19 protein-coding genes and 1 riboswitch are annotated in these 19,982 nt (G+C 40.0%); of the genes, 10 read left to right on the top strand and 9 right to left on the bottom strand.

The features are described 5' to 3' along the window. Positions 1 to 42 precede the first annotated feature (42 nt). From EWE74_RS05330 to EWE74_RS05335, 3 genes are all read right to left on the bottom strand, one after another. Complete coding sequence (locus tag EWE74_RS05330) at positions 43 to 768, bottom strand: hypothetical protein (protein WP_130140455.1); 726 nt, start codon at positions 766 to 768, stop codon at positions 43 to 45. A gap of 169 nt (positions 769 to 937) precedes the next feature. Continuing rightward, complete coding sequence (locus tag EWE74_RS21530; protein WP_394343214.1) at positions 938 to 1,270, bottom strand: CPBP family glutamic-type intramembrane protease; 333 nt, start codon at positions 1,268 to 1,270, stop codon at positions 938 to 940. 219 nt (positions 1,271 to 1,489) lie between these two features. After that, positions 1,490 to 2,440 carry an Rpn family recombination-promoting nuclease/putative transposase gene (locus EWE74_RS05335; RefSeq protein WP_130140456.1) on the bottom strand — a complete coding sequence of 317 codons (951 nt, stop codon included), beginning with the start codon at positions 2,438 to 2,440 and terminating at the stop codon, positions 1,490 to 1,492. A 273-nt stretch (positions 2,441 to 2,713) separates the two neighbouring features. Between EWE74_RS05335 and EWE74_RS05340 the strand changes: the two genes are divergently transcribed. The 7 genes from EWE74_RS05340 (at position 2,714) to EWE74_RS05365 (ending at position 8,619) form a co-directional block, all read left to right on the top strand. Next, positions 2,714 to 3,139, top strand: a complete 426-nt coding sequence (locus EWE74_RS05340) for a nuclear transport factor 2 family protein (protein ID WP_130140457.1) — start codon at positions 2,714 to 2,716, stop codon at positions 3,137 to 3,139. Between the two features lie 175 nt (positions 3,140 to 3,314). After that, positions 3,315 to 3,488, top strand: a complete 174-nt coding sequence (locus EWE74_RS21205) for a hypothetical protein (protein ID WP_206365144.1) — start codon at positions 3,315 to 3,317, stop codon at positions 3,486 to 3,488. A gap of 300 nt (positions 3,489 to 3,788) precedes the next feature. Continuing rightward, positions 3,789 to 4,184 carry a KilA-N domain-containing protein gene (locus EWE74_RS05345; RefSeq protein WP_130140458.1) on the top strand — a complete coding sequence of 132 codons (396 nt, stop codon included), beginning with the start codon at positions 3,789 to 3,791 and terminating at the stop codon, positions 4,182 to 4,184. A gap of 161 nt (positions 4,185 to 4,345) precedes the next feature. Further along, the gene (locus EWE74_RS05350; protein WP_239018561.1) at positions 4,346 to 4,948 is read left to right on the top strand and encodes a nuclear transport factor 2 family protein; all 603 of its coding nucleotides are present in this window, start codon (positions 4,346 to 4,348) and stop codon (positions 4,946 to 4,948) included. A gap of 1,100 nt (positions 4,949 to 6,048) precedes the next feature. Next, positions 6,049 to 6,801, top strand: a complete 753-nt coding sequence (locus EWE74_RS05355; RefSeq protein WP_206365145.1) for a phytanoyl-CoA dioxygenase family protein — start codon at positions 6,049 to 6,051, stop codon at positions 6,799 to 6,801. 509 nt (positions 6,802 to 7,310) lie between these two features. Beyond that, a complete protein-coding gene (locus EWE74_RS05360; protein WP_239018562.1) occupies positions 7,311 to 7,913 on the top strand; it encodes a nuclear transport factor 2 family protein in 603 nt (200 codons plus the stop codon). Between the two features lie 205 nt (positions 7,914 to 8,118). Beyond that, entirely contained in the window at positions 8,119 to 8,619 is a 501-nt protein-coding gene (locus tag EWE74_RS05365) for a DinB family protein (RefSeq protein WP_130140460.1), read from the top strand. Positions 8,620 to 8,947: 328 nt separating this feature from the next. On the opposite strand, the gene EWE74_RS05370 is transcribed toward EWE74_RS05365, so the two are convergent. Next, entirely contained in the window at positions 8,948 to 10,126 is a 1,179-nt protein-coding gene (locus EWE74_RS05370; protein WP_130140461.1) for a lipase family protein, read from the bottom strand. A 127-nt stretch (positions 10,127 to 10,253) separates the two neighbouring features. Beyond that, entirely contained in the window at positions 10,254 to 11,279 is a 1,026-nt protein-coding gene (locus EWE74_RS05375; RefSeq protein ID WP_130140462.1) for a hypothetical protein, read from the bottom strand. A gap of 250 nt (positions 11,280 to 11,529) precedes the next feature. Here EWE74_RS05375 and EWE74_RS05380 point away from each other — a divergent pair, with 250 nt between their 5' ends. Both EWE74_RS05380 and EWE74_RS05385 read left to right on the top strand, forming a co-directional pair. Beyond that, the gene (locus EWE74_RS05380) at positions 11,530 to 12,213 is read left to right on the top strand and encodes a mutarotase (RefSeq protein ID WP_130140463.1); all 684 of its coding nucleotides are present in this window, start codon (positions 11,530 to 11,532) and stop codon (positions 12,211 to 12,213) included. A gap of 504 nt (positions 12,214 to 12,717) precedes the next feature. Continuing rightward, positions 12,718 to 14,364 carry an ABC1 kinase family protein gene (locus EWE74_RS05385; RefSeq protein WP_130140464.1) on the top strand — a complete coding sequence of 549 codons (1,647 nt, stop codon included), beginning with the start codon at positions 12,718 to 12,720 and terminating at the stop codon, positions 14,362 to 14,364. A 16-nt stretch (positions 14,365 to 14,380) separates the two neighbouring features. Here the strand turns inward: EWE74_RS05385 and EWE74_RS05390 are convergent, their stop codons facing one another. The 3 genes from EWE74_RS05390 to EWE74_RS05400 form a co-directional block, all read right to left on the bottom strand. Next, entirely contained in the window at positions 14,381 to 15,022 is a 642-nt protein-coding gene (locus tag EWE74_RS05390) for a hypothetical protein (protein WP_239018563.1), read from the bottom strand. Between the two features lie 26 nt (positions 15,023 to 15,048). Further along, positions 15,049 to 15,453, bottom strand: coding sequence for a YkvA family protein (locus EWE74_RS05395; RefSeq protein WP_130140465.1), 405 nt, complete (start codon positions 15,451 to 15,453; stop codon positions 15,049 to 15,051). A gap of 476 nt (positions 15,454 to 15,929) precedes the next feature. Then, positions 15,930 to 16,352: a secondary thiamine-phosphate synthase enzyme YjbQ gene (locus EWE74_RS05400; protein ID WP_130140466.1), complete on the bottom strand. Its 423-nt coding sequence runs from the start codon at positions 16,350 to 16,352 to the stop codon at positions 15,930 to 15,932. A gap of 229 nt (positions 16,353 to 16,581) precedes the next feature. Here EWE74_RS05400 and EWE74_RS05405 point away from each other — a divergent pair, with 229 nt between their 5' ends. Next, the gene (locus tag EWE74_RS05405; protein ID WP_239018564.1) at positions 16,582 to 18,459 is read left to right on the top strand and encodes an MGH1-like glycoside hydrolase domain-containing protein; all 1,878 of its coding nucleotides are present in this window, start codon (positions 16,582 to 16,584) and stop codon (positions 18,457 to 18,459) included. Between the two features lie 37 nt (positions 18,460 to 18,496). Here EWE74_RS05405 and EWE74_RS05410 read toward each other — a convergent pair whose 3' ends face one another. Continuing rightward, the gene (locus tag EWE74_RS05410; protein ID WP_130140467.1) at positions 18,497 to 19,684 is read right to left on the bottom strand and encodes a bifunctional pirin family protein/GNAT family N-acetyltransferase; all 1,188 of its coding nucleotides are present in this window, start codon (positions 19,682 to 19,684) and stop codon (positions 18,497 to 18,499) included. Positions 19,685 to 19,838: 154 nt separating this feature from the next. Continuing rightward, a riboswitch (TPP riboswitch) is annotated at positions 19,839 to 19,931 on the top strand. Positions 19,932 to 19,982: the final 51 nt, after the last annotated feature.

Consider the following 19,982-nt stretch of genomic DNA (forward strand, 5'->3'; position numbering starts at 1 on the left):
CGGGATCGAAACCGATGTCCATACAATGGAAGCTGGAAGACCCTATTCCGGAGTACCTTTGGACGGCTTCGGCGAAGATGGTGGTTGGGTAACCTTAAGTACATTGACCATTTGTTTATAGATCGGCCATTTCCCGTACTCTTGATTCCGAAATAGTAATAATAATTTGTAGAGTGGTATTATCAAAGCTGATACGAATAAAATAAACATACATGATCGCATAAACTCATCTTCAATATTTCCAACCAAAACGATTCTAATATCGTCATTAAAGAGCCCCACTGCTCCACCGATTAAAACCATTAAAAATAGTATTTCTTCTAAGGATTTCTTGCGGTGTTTTTCCAACTCATCAATCAGGTGTTGCCATTGTTCGGGTGTACTTACGCCATGTTTCATGAGAAATTCTTTAAGACCCAGATATCGAAGATTATAGACAAACACTGAAAAGGAAAGCTGTTCCGGATTATGTTGCGCACGAAGCCATTTTTCCTGCTTTTTGTCCATAAATTTAAAATAATATTGTATTCCGAAAAGGTAGATAATATACAATCCAATAAAAATAATCACATTAATCATTCTTTCACTACCTAGTATCGGATAGTTATATATTCCCAGTCCAAAAGCAAAAATAATTAGTAGCGGTATAAGCACAACACACAATATCTGGTTTCTGTGTTTCTTATATCCACCACCATTTATCAATGCTTGGTAAGACAAATTATCACGATAAAACTTGTAAAGATCGAGTATGGAGAGATTAGTCATGGTACAAACATAAAAAATTGTCCGTAAATCAACAGAGGTAATGTGACGATAGATACCACTTGCAGTAACAGTCTTTCAGGAATTTAGGGTAGTTACTTTTCGTCATTTGTATTTTTAGAATTGTAGCCTACGTATACTTCTCCAAACACCGGAATGGTTATAATTCTTATTAAATATGTCTAGAAAAAGTCCATCCGCGTTTGTTCCAAAATAGATATAACAATAACCAGCAAAAACACATAGCGCCTATGGGAATATAGGAGTTGGCTGGTAACGGAATGTTAGTCAATACACTGAAACTGAAGTGCAGAGCGATGGCACTAACTAAGCTTTTCGTTCTTTTTGTTACCTTCAACGCCAAAAAACTGCCGACAAGCAGAACCAAAATAAAAACAAATTCTTTCTGAAGGGAATACGGACCATACATGAAGGATAAGTGCCATAGATACCATATAATACCAATTACGACAGATTTTTGTCCGTATTGGTTGGCGATCGTCACCGGGAGGCCGGCAATATAGGCGAGATTTACGTAAAAGATTTGTCGTTAACGGGTAGTACGGAGGTATAAAAGTCATCCATTTGTTAATATGTGTTAAACATACACTAAGTAATGCAAATGGTACGCTAATTGTGTTTATATTTGTACTTCATAATTTAGGTTTATAATTGGTTAGTTAGTTAAAAATCCTGAAGCTCCCCGCTTCAGGATTTTTTGTTATTATTTCAGTTCTTCTATTTCTTTAACGGTAAGTTTTGTAAATTTTGCTATCTGTTCTACAGCAATGCCCTCTTTTTTCATGTCACAGGCAATGGCAATCGCTTTCTGGTGCTCACCTTCCTTTAGACCTTCTTTCAGACCTTCTTCACGACCTTCTTCACGACCTTCTTGCCGTCCTTCTTCAAGCCCCCTCGCTCTAGCCTTTTCCTGTTCCAAAACCGCCGTCTGACGGATCGACTCCGCATCCCACTTGTTCTTTAAACTTGCATTGTACATATCGCGTTCCTCCTTGTTTAACTTACTATATGCCGCAATGGCAAATAACTTCTCAAAAACTGGCTTACGAAGATAGGTCGGAAGCTTATCCATCTTGGACATGTTCTTCAGAACATGCAGCCACCTGTCCAGATCAACCGTCAGTTCCTGTTCGCCTTTGGTAAAATTAATCAATTCGATATAAATAAACCCAAGATGTTCGTAAAAAACTTCGCCCGAACCCCTGTTGCAGAGACAGATGTCATGGAGGTAGTCCGTGCTACTGCTGCTGTCGGGCATAGGAAAGTCGTCCAACAGCACGATCACATATACCTCGCTGATCGTATAGCCCCATCCACGCCGGTTACCTTTGGGCGCCTGGTCTGCAATCAGTTTACTGCCATAGTATAGCATACGTTTTTTTAGATTCGTCTGCGGGGTTCGCTGTACCTCGATAATAAACTGTTCGCCGTTGCTTGCCGTACACGTTAGGTCAAAAATGACCGTACCGACCTCCTCGGTATCACCTACGTGTTCGTTCTTGTTGTAAAAAAGGTCCTCGATGACCTTCCGTCCCTGGAATAGCTCGTTGAGAAAGGAGATCAACAGATCCTTGTTCGTCTCGGTACCGAATATACGCTTAAAACCGAAGTCGGTCGTCGGATCGATAAATACAGGTGCTGCCTGTTGCTTCATAATAAGTAAATTTTGATGTACATAATTCTGATAATTGCGAAGCAAACTTAGGTAGTAGCACCCCTGAAAGCCGGTAAACAAACGCTTATAGTCGTTTAAAAACGGCTAATGACTATGTTAAAAAAACGTTCACCGATTTTTTCACCGCAGTTACCGAGAAATGACGGAGCTTGGTCTAATCGTTATTCGGTAAATCTGCCCACCGCCCTACCTTTGAGATATCAAATAAGAAATAAAAAAAATAATATACATAGCACATTAAAAACTACAGATATGAGAACGACATTGAAAACTATCGCAGCAGCATTGATCATGGTTACATCCCTAAGCTCCTTTGCTTCGGAAAAAGCCAATCCTTTGAAGGACGTGAAATCGGACATGGTAATTGGCTCCTATGTGGATGCTGTTACCGTGGGTAGCATCGACCTGAACAAGTTCCTTTTTGCCGATGATTTCCAGTACAGCAACGTGAACAACAACGACCGTGTGGGCAAAAAGGAATACATTAAGTTCCTAAAGGCCAACAAGGGTAACAAATATGACTGCAAGAGCAGCTATGAGGTCCTATCGCAGGACGGAAAGGTATGCGTCGCCAAAGCAACAATGGCATTCGACAACTTCACCCGCGTAGACTACATTACCTTGAACCAGGGAAAGGACGGCTGGAAGGTGAGCAAGGTGGAAACGACTTATCCGTAAGACTTAAATTTTTGTTTCAATAGGGACATGTCGTGAGATATTCCCCAGTGTTTAGTTTAGTTAGCAAAGCCTGCAAGTGCAGGCTTTGGTTTTTTGTTGTCGCTCAAATCTTCCTGAGAGGTATATTAAATAAACCGTCTGATAAAACTTTAATACCTGCATAACTTTTGTGTTTTTGTTCTTACCAAGAATACGTTTAAGCGTGAACAATGTGGCCATGTGGCTGTCAAAAGAGCATACAGCCATCTGCGTTTTTGTCGTATTGGTTGGCAATCGTCCCGGTGAGGCCGGCAATATAGGCGAGATTTACGTAAAAGATTTTTCGTTACCGGGTAGTACGGAGGTATAAAAGTCATCCATTTGTTAACATGTGTTAAACCTACACTAAGTAATGCAAATGGTACGCTAATTGTGTTTATATTTGTACTTCATAATTTAGGTTTATAATTGGTTAGTTAGTTAAAAATCCTGGGGCTCCCCGCTTCAGGATTTTTTATGCAGCTCCGCTCCGCGCCTCTTGGACGTGTGCTGAAAGGATATAAAACTAAAAATATTTCGATACCGACTATGTAAAGCTATCGCAAGCAGGAGCAGTTTGTTTTTCAAAGTTGTTTTCGTATTTTTGGGATATAACCAACTATAATATGCCATGGCTAAGAATAAAACAATAAACGTCAAAGGAATTGATATACTATTGTATCAAAATAATGATGAAGATTTCATTTCTCTTACTGATATCGCAAGACATAAAGACGCTTTACATACGGACTCTATCATTCAAAATTGGATGAGAAATCGTAATACCATTGAGTTGTTGGGTTTTTGGGAAACGATTTACAATACAGATTTTAAACCCCTCGAATTCGAGGGGTTTAGAAAACAAGCCGGATTGAATAGCTTTGTGATGACACCTAAACGAATAGTATCACGAAATCTGTCCAATGGAGAGAAGTATGCAAGAGACTTTGGTAATTTGCAAATTGTCTTTACGCATGTGAAGACCATATTTAGGACAATCGTACAGTCTTTGGGCGTAATTGGTTAGTTAGTTAAAAATCCTGAGGCGGGGAGCTTCAGGATTTTTTTTGTTCGTTACCGAACACCTGCTGTCCGCCGGTGAACAACTTGAAATTCCCCTAAAAAAATACAAACACCTTTAAAACAACATATTAAATACTTTGGCAACCGGCTTGCAATGCTTTTGGCATGAACAAACAAGTAGATATCTGCATAGCGCATTCACCGATTTTTTTACCGCAGTTACCGAGAAATGCGGGAGCTTGGTCTAATCGTTATTCGGTAAATCTGCCCACCGCCCTACCTTTGAAGTATCAAATAACAAATAGAAAAAACAATATACATAGCACATTAAAAACTACAGACATGAGAACGACATTGAAAACTATCGCAGCAGCATTGATCATGGTTACATCCCTAAGCTCCTTTGCTTCGGAAAAAGCCAATCCTTTGAAGGACGTGAAATCGGACATGGTAATTGGCTCCTATGTGGATGCTGTTACCGTGGGTAGCATCGACCTGAACAAGTTCCTTTTTGCCGATGATTTCCAGTACAGCAACGTGAACAACAACGACCGTGTGGGCAAAAAGGAATACATTAAGTTCCTAAAGGCCAACAAGGGTAACAAATATGACTGCAAGAGCAGCTATGAGGTCCTATCGCAGGACGGAAAGGTATGCGTCGCCAAAGCAACAATGGCATTCGACAACTTCACCCGCGTAGACTACATTACCTTGAACCAGGGAAAGGACGGCTGGAAGGTGAGCAAGGTGGAAACGACTTATCCGTAAGACTTAATTTTTTTGTTTCAATAGGGACATGTCGTGAGATATTTCCAAGTGTTTAGTTTAGTTAGCAAAGCCTGCAAGTGCAGGCTTTGGTTTTTTTTGAGGTGTTAACAAATGTTGGTTTAAAAGCTTTAATTTCGCACGAACTAAATTAACTGTTATATGAATATTGAAAGGCTTTTGACAATATCCGATGTATGCTTAGGAGCAATATGGTAATAGGACATGCCTACGGTACGATCACTTCCTTAAACGCGATACTGGATGACTCGGCTCCACAAGTTTACTATTCGACGATCCTAGAAAAGCATTCGGAAGGGAGACGCACTCCAGCAAGTTTTCTGCTCGGACCGTGGGGGCAAAAAAAGACCAAAATAAGATAGATGTGTCTAACAAATTTCTTCCGAGATCATCAGGTTAAAGACAAAATAACAATCTTCATGTTCGACGGAAAATTTGGAATTCCGTGGTATACAATAAACGAATTATAAGCTACGACTAGGGAGAAGCTGATGTGCCTATTGTTAGGGAAATATCGCACATAGGGTCGCACTTGTTAAGATATGTTAAAAGACTGTTATAAAATAAGAAAGGCACGCGAATTGATAGTATTTTAGTAATTCATAATTTAGGTTAATAATTGGTTAGTTAGTTAGTTAAAAATCCTGAAGCTCCCCGCTTCAGGATTTTTTTTATGGCAGCTCCGCTCCTCGCCTCTTAGACGTGTCCCAGAAGGATATAAAACTAAAAAGATTTCGATGCCGCTGCATAATTGGGCAGAAGTCTTTCTTCCTGAGTTTGGTTGGCTTATACATTGATCTACGTAGGTGTTTTTTCTTCTGGAGCGGAGCGATACAATGAGGTCATGAAGGATTATCTAAAACGGAAGAATGGTCCGGGATGGGAGGAATGAATATCATAAAAAAGGCGGTTTAATCCGTAACACTGTAAAACACTAAGCCGGCTCATCAGCTACTGGCGATTCTAGTGCAATGCTTCTCGCTTTATTAAGCAATAATGCACAATCACGACGACTCGAAAAATTTTGAAAAATGATATTTTAAGATTAATATTGATATCACTGTTGCTAAAACATGAAAATAATGACTTCAAATATTTATGCTACACAAGGATATGTTATCTTCAAAAACTTCTTTAAAGAAAATGAATTGCTCAAATTAGAATATATATTAGAAAAATTTCACAACGTATGGTTAAGTAATAATCAAAAGGATTACAAAAATGGGCTCATAAATAGTCACAGCATTACCTCGAGCAGCTATATAAATGAGGAAGAAAGACTTTTCATTTTTAAATTTATCTCAAAAAGAAATATTGAAAAAATTGTCGGTGAAATTTTTCCGGATGAAGCATTATTTTTAAACACGCAATTATTTTTTGAACCTTTTAATCGAAATCAGCATAATTATTGGCATCGGGATATCCAATATACGGGAAGGTCTATCAACGAGCAGAAGCAAAAAATCAAAACAGAAAATATTGTTCATTTTAGAATTCCATTAAGACGGGAATTAGGGATAGAATTAATTCCTTCTACTCATAAGGAATGGGATACAGATGAAGAATTCGAAACGAGGCTTTCTTTGAACGGAAGAAAACCGAGTGATAATTTACAACGCGGTAAAATTATACAAATGGACAGAGGCGATTTACTCGTTTTTTCGGCTAATATGATTCATAGGGGATTGTACGGAAATAATCGCCTAACTTTTGACATCATCTTTTGCGATAACACGCAAGACTTTAAATCATTCCTAAACATAAATGATTGTCCAAATACCGAAGAGATGGAGTCATTAAAAGAATCAAAAATATTTAAGAAATATATTATATAAAAAAGCCAATACCGAACTTTATGAAGTGAGCTGGTACGACAACATTCAAGACCGGATTTCTCGATTATGAGTCGCTTGCTCGCATCTACCTTAAAAGGCAATTCATAGTGCAACGATCCGATGGACTGGCGGTTCGCTAGCTATTGCCGAACACGCACAAGCGATTTGGGTTGATAGAAGCGAATTACAAAATTACGACTAGGCAGAAGCGGATGTGCCGATAGTAAAGGAAATACTGCATAAATGACGAGACTTTTGTTAATATGTGTTAAATATACACTTACAGGAAACGAAATGCATGCTTTAGTCGTTATATTTGTACTTCATAATTTAGGTTTATAATTGGTTAGTTAGTTAAAAATCCTGAGGCTCCCCGCTTCAGGATTTTTTTGTTCATTACCGGACACCTGCTGTCCGACCGTGAACAACCGGAAATCGCTCCAAAAAACACAAACACCTTTAAAACAATACATTGAGCACTTTGGCAACCGGCTTGCAATGCTTTTGGCATGAACAAACACGTAGATATCTGCATCGCGCATTCACCGATTTTTTTACCGCAGTTACCGAGAAATGCGGGAGCTTGGTCTAATCGTTATTCGGTAAATCTGCTTCTCGCTATACCTTTGAAGTATCAAATAAGAAATAGAAAAAACAATATACACATTACATTAAAAACTACAGACATGAGAACGACATTGAAAACTATCGCAGCAGCATTGATCATGGTTACATCCCTAAGCTCTTTTGCTTCGGAAAAAGCCAATCCTTTGAAAGACGTGGAGTCGGACATGGTAATTGGCTCCTATATGGAAGCTGTTACCGTGGGTAGCATCGACCTGAACAAGTTCCTTTTTGCCGATGATTTCCAGTACAGCAACGTGAACAACAACGACCGCGCAGGCAAAAAGGAATACATCAAATACCTGAAAACCAACAAAGGTAACAAATATGACTGCAAGAGCAGCTACGAGATCCTATCGCAGGACGGAAAGGTATGCGTCGCCAAAGCAACAATGGCATTTGATAACTTCACCCGCGTAGACTACATTACCTTGAACCAAGGAAAGGACGGCTGGAAGGTGAGCAAGGTGGAAACGATTTATCCGTAAGACTTAAATTTTTTGTTTCAATAGGGACATGTCGTGAGATATTTCCAAGTGTTTAGTTTAGTTAGCAAAGCCTGCAGATGCAGGCTTTGATTTTTTGTCACCTGTCATTACTCTATTATCCGAGCAAAGGAAGAGGTGATATACGGGTTCAGTCAAAACATTCCGAGATCCGATGTGTTTACATGATAGTAAATTATCAATTAATATGATATTAAAATATTGGCTTCAAGAGTTTGAGCAAGAATCAGAAAATACGCGTAAACTACTTCAGTCTGTGCCACAGAAGGATCTTGATTACCGGCCATCCGATATTTCGTGGACAATGGGCGAACTTGCACAACATATCGCTACCATATACTATTGGTACGTAGGAACACTCACACAGGACGTCTATGATATTACAAGCGATCATCTAGAACGAGGCAGTCCGAACGACATAAAAGCAACATTGACACTCTTTGAAGATAATGTGCAAAAAGCAAGACAGGCGCTAACATCAATCACGGAAGAGCAGGTTTCAGACGAATGGACGATGAAAGCAGGAGGCAAAGTTGTTCTTGGGCCCATGCCGCGTGGAATAGTCGCTAGGAGTTTTCTTTTTAACCACCTCTATCATCATCGAGGAGAAATGATCGTATATCTGCGCGCCACAGGCAATAAGGTTCCGGGGCTATACGGGCCGACTTATGAAGACAGTATAACTTAGCTATCGATTAAGCCTACCATAGGCTGGAAATTATTATTCATTGGAAAGGACACTTGTTAAGATATGTTAAAATGCTGCTATAAAACAAAAAAGGCACACGAATTGATACTACTTTAGCAATTCATAATTTAGGTTAATAATTGGTTAGTTAGTAAAAATCCTGAAGCTCCCCGCTTCAGGATTTTTTGTTCAATACCATGCGTAACCAAAGCAACAATGGCCTTCGATAACTTCGTCCACGTATCTTGAATGCCAGGATTTTTATAATTTCAATCACTATGACTTATGTACTTAATTGCAGATAAAGCCAGAATTTTAAATTACAGGGTTAAGGCAAACTATCCATTTTATTTGGTGAGGTGTAAAAAATAAAATACTCTTTCAAAAGGAATCTATAAGGTTCTATACCGTGATGAAAATATTTTGGCCCGTCTTTATAATAGTTCCAATATTTTTCATTGACGGCCAATATTATGGGCACTCCTGGACGCACAAAGTACGTGCTACCAACAGCCTCTGGTAATTGCAATTCAGGAAGAATATTATGAATAAATTTCCCCAAATAGTTGCCAAGATATTTTTGATAAGCGTCTGACGATTTTTTAGCACGCTTCTTCATCCTATTGAAAGCGCTCTTGAGCATTATTCTTTTAAGAAAAGGCAACTCATCAAACCGCTTCATCAAGTTAAGAATAGGATTGGGCTCATTCATGTCAATATCGACCTGCTGCGTGGTAAAGGGCATTTCGGGAACAGGGTCTGCCGTATTTACGATACTAAAGCTCCACTGGGATAAATTGGCATTATCATAATCGTAAGCAAAATACATATTGCCCATCTTAGGGGCAGCACTTGCGTATGTTTTTACAAAAATGTCTGGATAAACTGACTGTTTCTTCATTTGCATAAGCCAGGCACTGAAATAGTAACACAATGCCCCTCCTTGCGAATGCCCTCCTATGATAAACTTTCGATATCCACTATTATATAGCTGTCTGATCTTTGGGGTAAGGTACTCACCCAGATAAGCAAATCCAATCAAGAACCCAGCATGGACAGTTGAACGATCATCAGATGCCAAAACATATTCAAAGGAACGATCCTTAGCTGTCTTAACAACGCCTTTAGCTGGAACCATCGCGCAATAAAAGTCTTGCAAGATAGACCCTCTATCGGACGTCGTGCCCCGAAGTGTAATTACAACAGTAGAATCCTTCCTAATCCAAATATCGGCACGGTTGTCTAAACCAAGACTGGGTGTGCGATGATATATAGCATATCCTTCAACCATGTCCTCAAATTTGCTATCCAACGCGGTATCGAGAAAAGCAAGATTAAGTTGCAAGACTGCATCGCATTCCTGTGCATTGAAACCCGGTCCATACTCGAAAGATCCGGCATAGGAAACGCCAGCAAAGTGGAAAGACAGTAAAAATAAAAAGCCAAACAACGCATTGCGGATATAACATTTACAGCTCGCAACAAGTATTAATATCCTAAAAATCATGGGCTATCGTGCTTATGTCATAAATTTATTAACACGAATATCATAACACCAAATTTCGATCCATTTTTTCCTTGTCTGCTATCTAAAGTCAAAAATGAACTTGGTAGATTATATAAACCCAAATTGATTATAGAATAATATACATATGGTTTAGGTAGATATTATCTTGCTCCGTAAACAACGTTTTTGGGACACCGTCTATCCATAAGGTGGGAACCGACTTCCCGGCATTTAAGAGATTTCCTAAAACGTATACTTTATCGTTAAATATATATATAGCCATAGCTTTAACACTATGCGCGCCCGTATTCAACTCGTATAATAACTGTGTATTTTTATACGCCCGCGCTACGTTTATACCGTCTTCGGACATACTGTTGGTTACAAAGTAATAATCATTTCCGTTCATGGTCGCTAATATATTACTAACTCGTGCCCCTACAGGGTAAGAAAATATTTCGTCAGAACCTTTCCAAACCTTCGCTGCATCTGTATTACGGTCCACATTGCCATATCCCATAGTCAGTACTTCCCCATTTTCAACATGTATATAAGTAGCTTCAGAAGGTGCGTTATTAATGGTGTACATGGTTTTTCCATGCCATATGCTCGCAGCTTGCGCAAATTGTCCCGCTAAATAATACGCACCTTCATAGACAGTAATGGCACGGATACCTGAATATGCCAGTGCTCCGGAATTCACTTTCCGTCCACCATTTATCCATAGTCGCTGATAGGGCAACTTATTTTGATAAATTGTACCCGCCACATAGATGTTTTCGTTATCTGCATATATGGCTGTCGCGGAATTATCTTTGACGGCAGATGATAAGTATTCTTTCACACCATTTTTCCAATACACTACACGATTTTTTTCTTCTTCATAATGTTCATTACCTGCAACAAATACGTCTTTCCCTTGGGCATAGACGACTTTGGCATCGGCCGATCGGTTTGGAGATAAGTTAACTATGGAGTCTTGAACAACAAGAATTGCTTTCCGGTCGCGTTCGTTATAATGACCGCTGAAAGAATACCCTACGTAATAGAATATAGGCTCTTTTATATCATCATTTATATGATTAGAATCTTTCTTACAAGACACAAAAATTGCCAATAAAATAGTGATCCCTATAATTTTATTCAATCTCATACCGAACGTGTTTTAATGCATATGTTGCGCTCAACAAAATTCCGGACAATAAGCGAAGAATGCTGCAATAAAACCTTAACAACCTATATACTTCATTATATATTTCATATACAAAGTATTTACAATTTCCGGTTAAACGAAGCTAAGTTGCATTTTTTCTTAATCCGCTTATCTTAAGTTTATTTATCCGAATCGATTACCTAATTCCTCTAATTGAATAGTATATTAGCAAACAGAATACTTACTTTGTATGAACTTGACAGCGCTTTACAATAACCTCTATACAAGATCGATTGACGACATTCGAAATGGGAACAATAAAATCGATCGGTTAATAGACGACAAAAATGATAAAAGACGAGGTTTAACAGTCTTGATCAGACCCAACGATAATATTCAGGGAGCGATTGCTCGCTTTCAACAGGAGTTGATGGTTATCGACAAAGATCAGTATTATCAACCACTCCCAGATATGCACGTAACGGTATTATCCATTATTTCGTGTTATGACGGTTTTAATCTCGAGCAGATAGAGACTTCAAAATATATTCGCCTTTTTAAGCAAAGTGCCAGAAATATAATGGATATTGGTCTCCACTTTCAGGGGATATCCGCCTCTCCTGAAGCAGTGATAATCCAAGGATTTCCTCTGAGCGAAGGCCTTGAGAGATTCAGGGATCAATTGAGGGAAAACTTTAAAGCTTCTGCGTTACAGCAGACAATCGACGCAAGATACAGGTTAACGACCGCGCATATTACCGCCGTTCGGTTCCGGGAGTACATAAGGACTCCTCAGAAGTTTGCAGAACGGTTAGAAAACTACAGAGATGTTGATTTTGGCTCTTTTAAACCGAAAGAGGTCGAACTCGTGTACAACGACTGGTATCAAAAACGTCATATCGTAAAAACACTTCATAAAATCTCTATAAAATAAGGTATAGATTACGTTGTAAATGGAAAGGCGGTTCGTTAACTATTGCCGAACGCGCGCAGGATATTTGGGTTGCTTACAATGACTTAAAAACTACGACTGGGCAGAGGCAGTTAAAAATCCTGAGGCTCCCCACTTCAGGATTTTTTTGTTCATTACCGGACACCTGCTGTCCTGCGATGAACAACCAGAAATCTCCCTAAAAAACTCAAATACCTTTAAAGCAATACATTGAACACTTTGGCAACTGGCTTGCAATCCTTTTGGCATGGACAAACAAATAGAGATACGCATTCACCGATTTTTTTTACCGCAGTTAGCAAAGCCTGCATCTGCAGGCTTTGATTTTTTGTTATCTTCGTATCCAAGTTGGGAGAAGCATTTAAGTTTGTTCATCAAATAGTGTATCGTGATAAACCATAAATGAACTTAATTGATAAATCCGTATCTTGTAGAAACTATTGCGTAGATAACAATGATAGCGATAGTCCATTAAAATGAGGTATCATGGAAAACCCTTTTAAGAACCAAGTACTAAAGCTTAGAAGAACTGGCAAACTGACCCAGATATTGGTAAAGTATGGGTTTCAGGATCTGTTGGGATCACAGTCCAAACGTCCTCCAATGGGAGAGGAATCTCTCTCCCCCAATGATCCTACAGTATATGAACGTATCCGTTTGGCTATCGAGGAGCTGGGACCTACTTTTGTAAAGTTTGGACAGACGCTTTCGTCCCGTGAGGATCTGTTGCCTGCTTTGCTGATCGTCGAACTCAAAAAACTGCAGGACCGCGTGCCGCCTCAGGAAATCGATATTGTACCCTATATCGAAGAACAGTTGGGCATAAACGCGTCAGAATCTTTCCGGGAAATCGAGACTGAACCAATCGCCTCGGCTTCTATTGCACAGGTGTACAAAGCCGTACTGGCAGACGGAACGCCCGTTATCCTAAAGATAAAGCGACCAAACATTCGTACAACCATCAACTCCGACCTGCTGATCCTGCGGGATATCGTCCAATTTCTATCGGACTATTCCCTCACCATCCGGCAGATCAACCTGAAGTATATCCTAGCAACCTTTCAAAAAACCTTGGTAGAAGAGCTTTCCTTCGTCCATGAAGCGCAGAACATCGTCCAGTTTGAACAGAATTTTCGGGGAGTGGATAAGATCCACTGCATACATACTTACGAGGAGCTATGCAACGACGACGTGCTTTGCGTGTCGTGGATAGACGGCGTGAAGATTACCGATAAGGATGGGCTAATGACCTACGATGTAAACTTCGAGCACATTGTAGACAGCGGACTGGAACTGTTCCTCACACAAGTATTGGAACATGGTTTTTTCCATGCCGATCCTCATCCTGGCAATATCTTGGTCACACCGGATGGCAAACTCAGTTTTCTGGACTTTGGTGCTATGGGACGTATGCTGCTGTCCGATCAGGTAGTTCTCGAGGATTTTATCATTGCTTTTATCAACAAAGATGCGGATAGCCTTCTGTACATCATCAAGAAAATGGCTATCTATATACAGATAGAAAACGAGAAGAATATCAAACGGGAAATCCTCGAACTGTTTGAAATGGCCAGCACTAACACATTGGAAAACATAGACATCAAGGCTTTTTTCTCCAAGTTTTCGAATATCCTCTACCAGAACAACATCATCATGCCCGAACATATTTACCTACTGGTGCGGGGGGTCGTCCTGATGGAGGGCATAGGGCGTGAACTGATGCCCGGACTGAATATTATCGAGAAGATTAAGCCTTACATTGAACAGGTCATCCGTAAACGGCTCTCTTTTGAAAACCTCAAAAAAGAGAGTCAACGAAAACTGATGGATAGTTTCGAATTGCTGAGCCACGCGCCCTACACCCTCAAAAACATTGCCCAACGGCTCGAACAGGGTGATCTGACCGTCAAGGTAGACAATAGCGATCTGCAGCACCTGCAACGGCAATACCGAAAAAACCAATCTACCAACCGGTCTCTTGCATTGGGCTGCCTATTCTTCGTCAGTGGCTGTCTGGTGATATCCGTCGAGCAATACCGCATCTTAGGGATTCCTATCCTCTCGTGGATCTTCTTCGTAATCGGCATCAGCTTCTTGATCCTTGCCAAACTACGTAGTCTGCGTATCGATTAGGCTGTACTCGTATTGATTACATGATGCCATTTTTGGCTTCTTTTAATATTCGCTCAGCTCTCAATCCTATGTGCTGAGGCAATAGCCTGAAATTTGCGTCTTTCTCTTCCCGGTATTCATCTTCTGGCTGAAACGGAATCCAAGCGGTTATTTTTGATTTTGAAAACTTATCCCCTCCCAAACTTGTGTATACAATCACTTTCAAAGGCTTGGCGTCTAATCCATCTGATTCTTCAAAATAAGTCAGGTAAAACTCTGGAAAGCCATCTTTATTAGCATCTCCGATTTCACACGAATTAATAAGATACTTGGGCTGAGCCAAACCTACTGAAAAATCCTTAAAGGCTATTTGCGGAAGAAGCCCGCCATGATCTTCCAAAAAGATACCGGCATGTAAATCTTTAGGGTTGTTATCAAAATAAGCGGAGTTACTGGCTTTACTTTCATTGAGAAACCACACATAACTCCCGTGCTTGGGCACAAAAGTTCTGACAATCATCACTGGATTTCCCGGTAGCGGATTGCCAAGATCTTCTATGATCTCGGTGTATTTTTTGTCCGAAGAAAAATAAACTCCCGTCTGTATCTGCGCAAAAGATGGCACACCTATTATACAGGCAACAATGAGTATTAACATTCTAAAAATCACGGCTATCATGCTTGTGTAGTTGAAGTCAATACGATCTAGCGAACACGGTTGATAGAGGGATCTATTCCTGTTTCCATGCTTGCCACCCATTTTTGATACTTGATTACTTCGGACTTCAACTTGCTGAGCGCGTAGCTAATAATGGCAACATCGTCCACCCATCCTACAACCGGTATGACATCAGGAATGGCATCAAGCGGAGAAATTACATACACAACAGTGGCTACGATAATCCCTAGATTTAGCTTACCTATTTTGTAACGCCCTTTGATCGAATCGCCAGCCATCGCTAAAATAAGTTTAAATTCCGCTTTTCTATCGGAAAGATGTTCTGCTAAATTATCGGCATCGGCTATATCTTTATTAGTAAGACTATATGTTTTGAAAACCTTGAAAAGTGCAAACGCTTTTCCCAGATATTTCAGTTTTTTCAGTACCATTGATCAAATAAATTTATTAATACGAATTCCATAAGACCAAATTTCGATCCATTTTTTTATCCCTGTCATATTTACATGCCGATAAGCCATCTAAGCGCTTCATATCAATAACATTCAGGAAAAGCGATTTAACAATCGCTTTAGAGAGGCAGCGCTCGGGCATAGCACTTGTTAATATGTGTTAAATACACACTAAGGTGACACTAAATTCCCGCACTTATCGTTATATTTGTACTTCATAATTTAGGTTTATAATTGGTTAGTTAGTTAAAAATCCTGAGGCTCCCCGCTTCAGGATTTTTTTGTTTTATGTGTTCATACTTGCGATCCATTTTTAGTACCTGATCACTTCGGACGTCAACCTGGTGAGGGCGTAGCCAACAAAAAGCGTGTTGATTTTTTCTACCAATTGTCGTGTATTTTCCATAATTGATAAACAGTATATGGAGATAATTGTTCTGACGAACTGATCTTTCTTATAATCCCCATGCCGTAATGACCAAACGTCTACTCCCGCCATGATCGCGGTGTTCACAGAGATAAATACCCTGCCAAGTTCCTAAGTTGAGTCGGCCATTGGTGACGGGTATAATTACCGAACTGCCCAATAACGAGCTCTTCAAATGGGCTGGCATGTCATCAGATCCTTCGTAATCATGGAGGTAGTCGGGGTCATTTTCCGGTACTGATTTATTAAAAAAGGTTTCAAAATCAGCCCGCACAGTATTATCGGCATTTTCGTTAATTGTTAACGATGCCGATGTATGTTGAATAAAAACCTGACAGATTCCCGTTTTAATGCTGCTTATTTCCGGCAAAGACCGGATGATATCTGACGTGATCAGATGAAAACCTCTTTTTTTTGGTGCGATGTTCAACAAAACTTGAAAAATTTGCATATGGATTTATTTGGAATGCCAATATAGTATTTGAGATTTATATGTAGAAATCTGATCTGATTCAAAAATCGGCTTTTATGTAAAAAAGTGGATTTACAACAATAGAATTCCATTCTCTATGCCTAAATGAGAAACGACATGTGAATAAAAAAATTCAAGTGTATTTACGTATCTTTCCAAGAATTGATATATTAGGAATATATCTGTTTTCAGGAAGTATTTAAACACGATGAGCGAAACCTTTAAAGCATTAAGACGGACGAACGGCTATCTATATATATTCTTTGTATTATATATGTCTGCCTGTTCAACAGCTAAGCAATCAACATATGCAGAGTTAACAAATACGAGAGCTTCAGCGGTCAAAACGTTAAACAAGCAGGTCGATGAATTTAATCATTACGATGACCGACCTGCTTCTGATGGACATCTCGACAAACAGAATAACAAAGCGTTTCTCCAGGAAAATATCCCCTTGTTTTTGTGTTCGGACAGTAGCATAACAAAAGTATACAATTACCGTTGGTGGATGATTTCCAAACATCTAAAAGCATACGCTGATCCATATGACAAACAGACATACTGGGTATTTACAGAGTTCTTCGGCGATAAACCTTGGGCTACGCTCAGTGGAGCTATCCCCTGCCCGGCTGGACATCAGTTTTATGACGTACGCTGGCTTCGGAATCCGGAATTTCTAAAATCTTATACAGATTACTACATGCGCGGATCAGCCTCCCGTTTAAATCAGCGGGAAAATGCGAACTTCCTGACCTATACGTCGCGCCCGGAAAGTCACCATTTCTCTAGTTGGATGATTGATGGTATAGAGGCTTTTCTCAAAGTGCATCCCGACAACGACTGGCTACATGACATCCTGCCTCACTTGAGTGCTCACCAACAGGTCTGGGATAGCCTATTTACAGTAAACGAACCAGCGGCAAAAACTGCAGGTATGTATAAATTTCTCGACCTCTATGATGGTATGGAATTCAGTCTATCCACCGTACTCGGACTTATAGCCAGTGATGGTGCTTATAGTCTCTATACAGATGACAATTGGCGTAACTACTATTTAGGGTGGGAAACGACTGGCAATGCAGCTCAATCTCAACAAGCCAAACAGTATCCTAAAGCTTATCGGAGTGGGTATCCCGACTTCTACATGGTAAGACCTACCTTAAACGCTTACGCCTATGCCAACCTACTTGCGCTATCTAATCTAAACACCTTAACATATCGTAATTTTGCTGATTTAAAAGCTAAAAATCAGGCAACGAAATACAAAACAAGAGCGGAAGAGCTTCAAACAACAGTCCTCAATCTGCTTTGGAATGAAGAAGATCAATTTTTTTATAGTTATACCGCTGGGGACAATAAATTTGGCATACGCGACTTTGAATCGCGTGTTCGCGAATCAGTGGGTTACACTCCTTGGTATTTCAACATGATCCCGTTTTCGGATAACAAAAAATATGAGGGTGCTTGGCAGATATTCGCCTCGGAAAAAGGATTTTACAATACTGGGGGCATGACAACTGCCGAACAGCAACACCCCTATTATAACGAACAAGCTTACGCCTGGAACGGGCGTGGATGGCCGTTTCAAAATTCAGTTGTGTATAAGGCCTATGCCAACTATCTGCGAAATTATAAATCGCAGGTTGCAGAGAAAGACAGGCAATTGCTCTACGACTATGTGCAGAAATTAGTCGCTACGCATGGTGAAAAACCGAATATAGGGGAATGGTACATTCCGAGTGAAAAGGGCACATTCGGTGGCGAGAAAGATTATTTCCACTCGACGTTTCCGGATATCATCATAGCGGATCTGTTAGGGTTTGAGGCTTTACACGAAAACCAGTTTATGGTACAACCATTACTGCCTGAAAACGCTTGGTCTTATTTCTACTTAGGCAATATCATGTACCACGGCAGAACAATCGACATCATCTGGAAAAAAGATTGGGACGCGCAAAAACAGGGAAATCAAAGTGCATTGCGTATCTGGGTAGATGGTCGTTTAACGAAAACCAGCGACCGCCTAAACGATAAAGTTGTGGTAGAGATCCCTCCGACCAATAGTCTAGCTATCGATAACCCGTAATATAACTTTTAAGCACATGTTTTGTAAGTTTTCGTCACTAGCGGAAGATCATGTCATGCAGGTTTTCGTCTCCTTCCATGACCTTTTTTGCATAGGGACATAGTGGCAAAATTTTTACCCCTTTTTCTCGAGCATAGTCAATCCCTTTCATAACTAACTGTTTTGCATAGCCTTTACCACCAAATGCCTCGTATGCTTCGGTATGGTCTATAATAAATTTATTTGTCCCAGCCCATACATAGGTCATCTCGCCTGCGGGAACATCGTCCTCTAAAATGACAAACTTTCCTCTACGTTGATCTTCTTCTTGTGTAAATGTTATCACGTTTTTTTTCTGTTTGGTTCCTGGAAGTAAAACGTATTCTTTATCGTCACCCGGTACTTTAGGAAAGGCTTCGATATTTTGATTTTTCCAATCTTCTTTTGCTTTTTCAATGACGGTTTTGTCGGAATTGACAAAGTTCCAAAACATAAATCGTTCCTCTTCAAAGGGCTCCCCTCCAAATAGGTAAAGCGTGGTCTCGCCATTTGTTTCGAATGCACATAAGGATGCGTTCTTGGCTATCAACAGTTGTTTGGATCCATAATCGTTGCCCTCAATCTTCACGGTACCGTCTAGGACGTACATACCCACTTCCCCAAAGAGCTGTGGTCCGATATTGATTTTTTGGGCCGCCTTGGTTTTTATCTCTATAAAATACAATGGACTATGCACGGGCACGGGAGATTTACGATCTCCTAACTTACCTGCAATGAGTTTATAGTAAATACCATTGTCTTCCCAACTGGGGATATCTGCTTTGCCAATATGCACAAAGGAGGGCTCTGCTTGTTCTACATGTTTGGGCAATCCGATCCAGATCTGAAAGCCGTGCAAGTACTTGTCGTCCTTCCTCAAATATTCGGGCGTCCGCTCGGAGTGTACCACACCTTTGCCTGCGGTCATCCAGTTGACTTCCCCTGGCTTGATCTCGATGGCGTAACCAAGACTGTCCCGATGGAATATCGATCCATCGAACAGATAGGTAAGCGTCGAAAGCCCGATGTGCGGATGAGGCGGAACATCGATGTTTTGATGTTCTTTAAGACAAGCGGGGCCCATGTGATCGATAAATACAAAAGGTCCTACTGCTCTCTTTTGCCGAAATGGCAGGAGTCTACCTACCATAAAGTTGCCGATATCGGCTGCTTTTTCCTCTAATATGAGTCCTACGTTTGATTGCATATTATGCGAAGTTTAATTTGCATTTTTAGTTTATAAAACAAATATAACGCAATCTATTCGACTGTGCATTGATGTAGGTTAAGATTTATAAGGATTACCCAAATTACGGTTTAGGATTACTTTTTAAATAATATAATAATATGTCGTACCTTTGCGTACGCTTTAGGGGTATTCTGAAAAGAGTTGAGAGAGTCCCTTTGAACCTGATACGGATCACACCGACGTAGGGAAAAGCAAATAGAAGACTTCTTGTATAAGTCGCCTCTTGTTTGTTTTCGGTTTTCCTAAAGCTGTTTTT

It is taken from the genome of Sphingobacterium corticibacterium, assembly GCF_004208525.1.
In the GTDB taxonomy this organism is placed as follows: Bacteria; Bacteroidota; Bacteroidia; order Sphingobacteriales; family Sphingobacteriaceae; genus Sphingobacterium; species Sphingobacterium corticibacterium.

Excerpts from the sequence above, each read along its gene's own strand:
- EWE74_RS05330 (WP_130140455.1), bottom strand. The coding sequence starts at position 768 with ATGACTAATCTCTCCATACTCGATCTTTACAAGTTTTATCGTGATAAT.
- EWE74_RS05335 (WP_130140456.1), bottom strand. The coding sequence starts at position 2,440 with ATGAAGCAACAGGCAGCACCTGTATTTATCGATCCGACGACCGACTTC.
- EWE74_RS05340 (WP_130140457.1), top strand. The coding sequence starts at position 2,714 with ATGAGAACGACATTGAAAACTATCGCAGCAGCATTGATCATGGTTACA.
- EWE74_RS05345 (WP_130140458.1), top strand. The coding sequence starts at position 3,789 with ATGGCTAAGAATAAAACAATAAACGTCAAAGGAATTGATATACTATTG.
- EWE74_RS05350 (WP_239018561.1), top strand. The coding sequence starts at position 4,346 with ATGAACAAACAAGTAGATATCTGCATAGCGCATTCACCGATTTTTTTA.
- EWE74_RS05355 (WP_206365145.1), top strand. The coding sequence starts at position 6,049 with ATGACTTCAAATATTTATGCTACACAAGGATATGTTATCTTCAAAAAC.
- EWE74_RS05360 (WP_239018562.1), top strand. The coding sequence starts at position 7,311 with ATGAACAAACACGTAGATATCTGCATCGCGCATTCACCGATTTTTTTA.
- EWE74_RS05365 (WP_130140460.1), top strand. The coding sequence starts at position 8,119 with ATGATATTAAAATATTGGCTTCAAGAGTTTGAGCAAGAATCAGAAAAT.
- EWE74_RS05370 (WP_130140461.1), bottom strand. The coding sequence starts at position 10,126 with ATGATTTTTAGGATATTAATACTTGTTGCGAGCTGTAAATGTTATATC.
- EWE74_RS05375 (WP_130140462.1), bottom strand. The coding sequence starts at position 11,279 with ATGAGATTGAATAAAATTATAGGGATCACTATTTTATTGGCAATTTTT.
- EWE74_RS05380 (WP_130140463.1), top strand. The coding sequence starts at position 11,530 with ATGAACTTGACAGCGCTTTACAATAACCTCTATACAAGATCGATTGAC.
- EWE74_RS05385 (WP_130140464.1), top strand. The coding sequence starts at position 12,718 with ATGGAAAACCCTTTTAAGAACCAAGTACTAAAGCTTAGAAGAACTGGC.
- EWE74_RS05390 (WP_239018563.1), bottom strand. The coding sequence starts at position 15,022 with ATGATAGCCGTGATTTTTAGAATGTTAATACTCATTGTTGCCTGTATA.
- EWE74_RS05395 (WP_130140465.1), bottom strand. The coding sequence starts at position 15,453 with ATGGTACTGAAAAAACTGAAATATCTGGGAAAAGCGTTTGCACTTTTC.
- EWE74_RS05400 (WP_130140466.1), bottom strand. The coding sequence starts at position 16,352 with ATGCAAATTTTTCAAGTTTTGTTGAACATCGCACCAAAAAAAAGAGGT.
- EWE74_RS05405 (WP_239018564.1), top strand. The coding sequence starts at position 16,582 with ATGAGCGAAACCTTTAAAGCATTAAGACGGACGAACGGCTATCTATAT.
- EWE74_RS05410 (WP_130140467.1), bottom strand. The coding sequence starts at position 19,684 with ATGCAATCAAACGTAGGACTCATATTAGAGGAAAAAGCAGCCGATATC.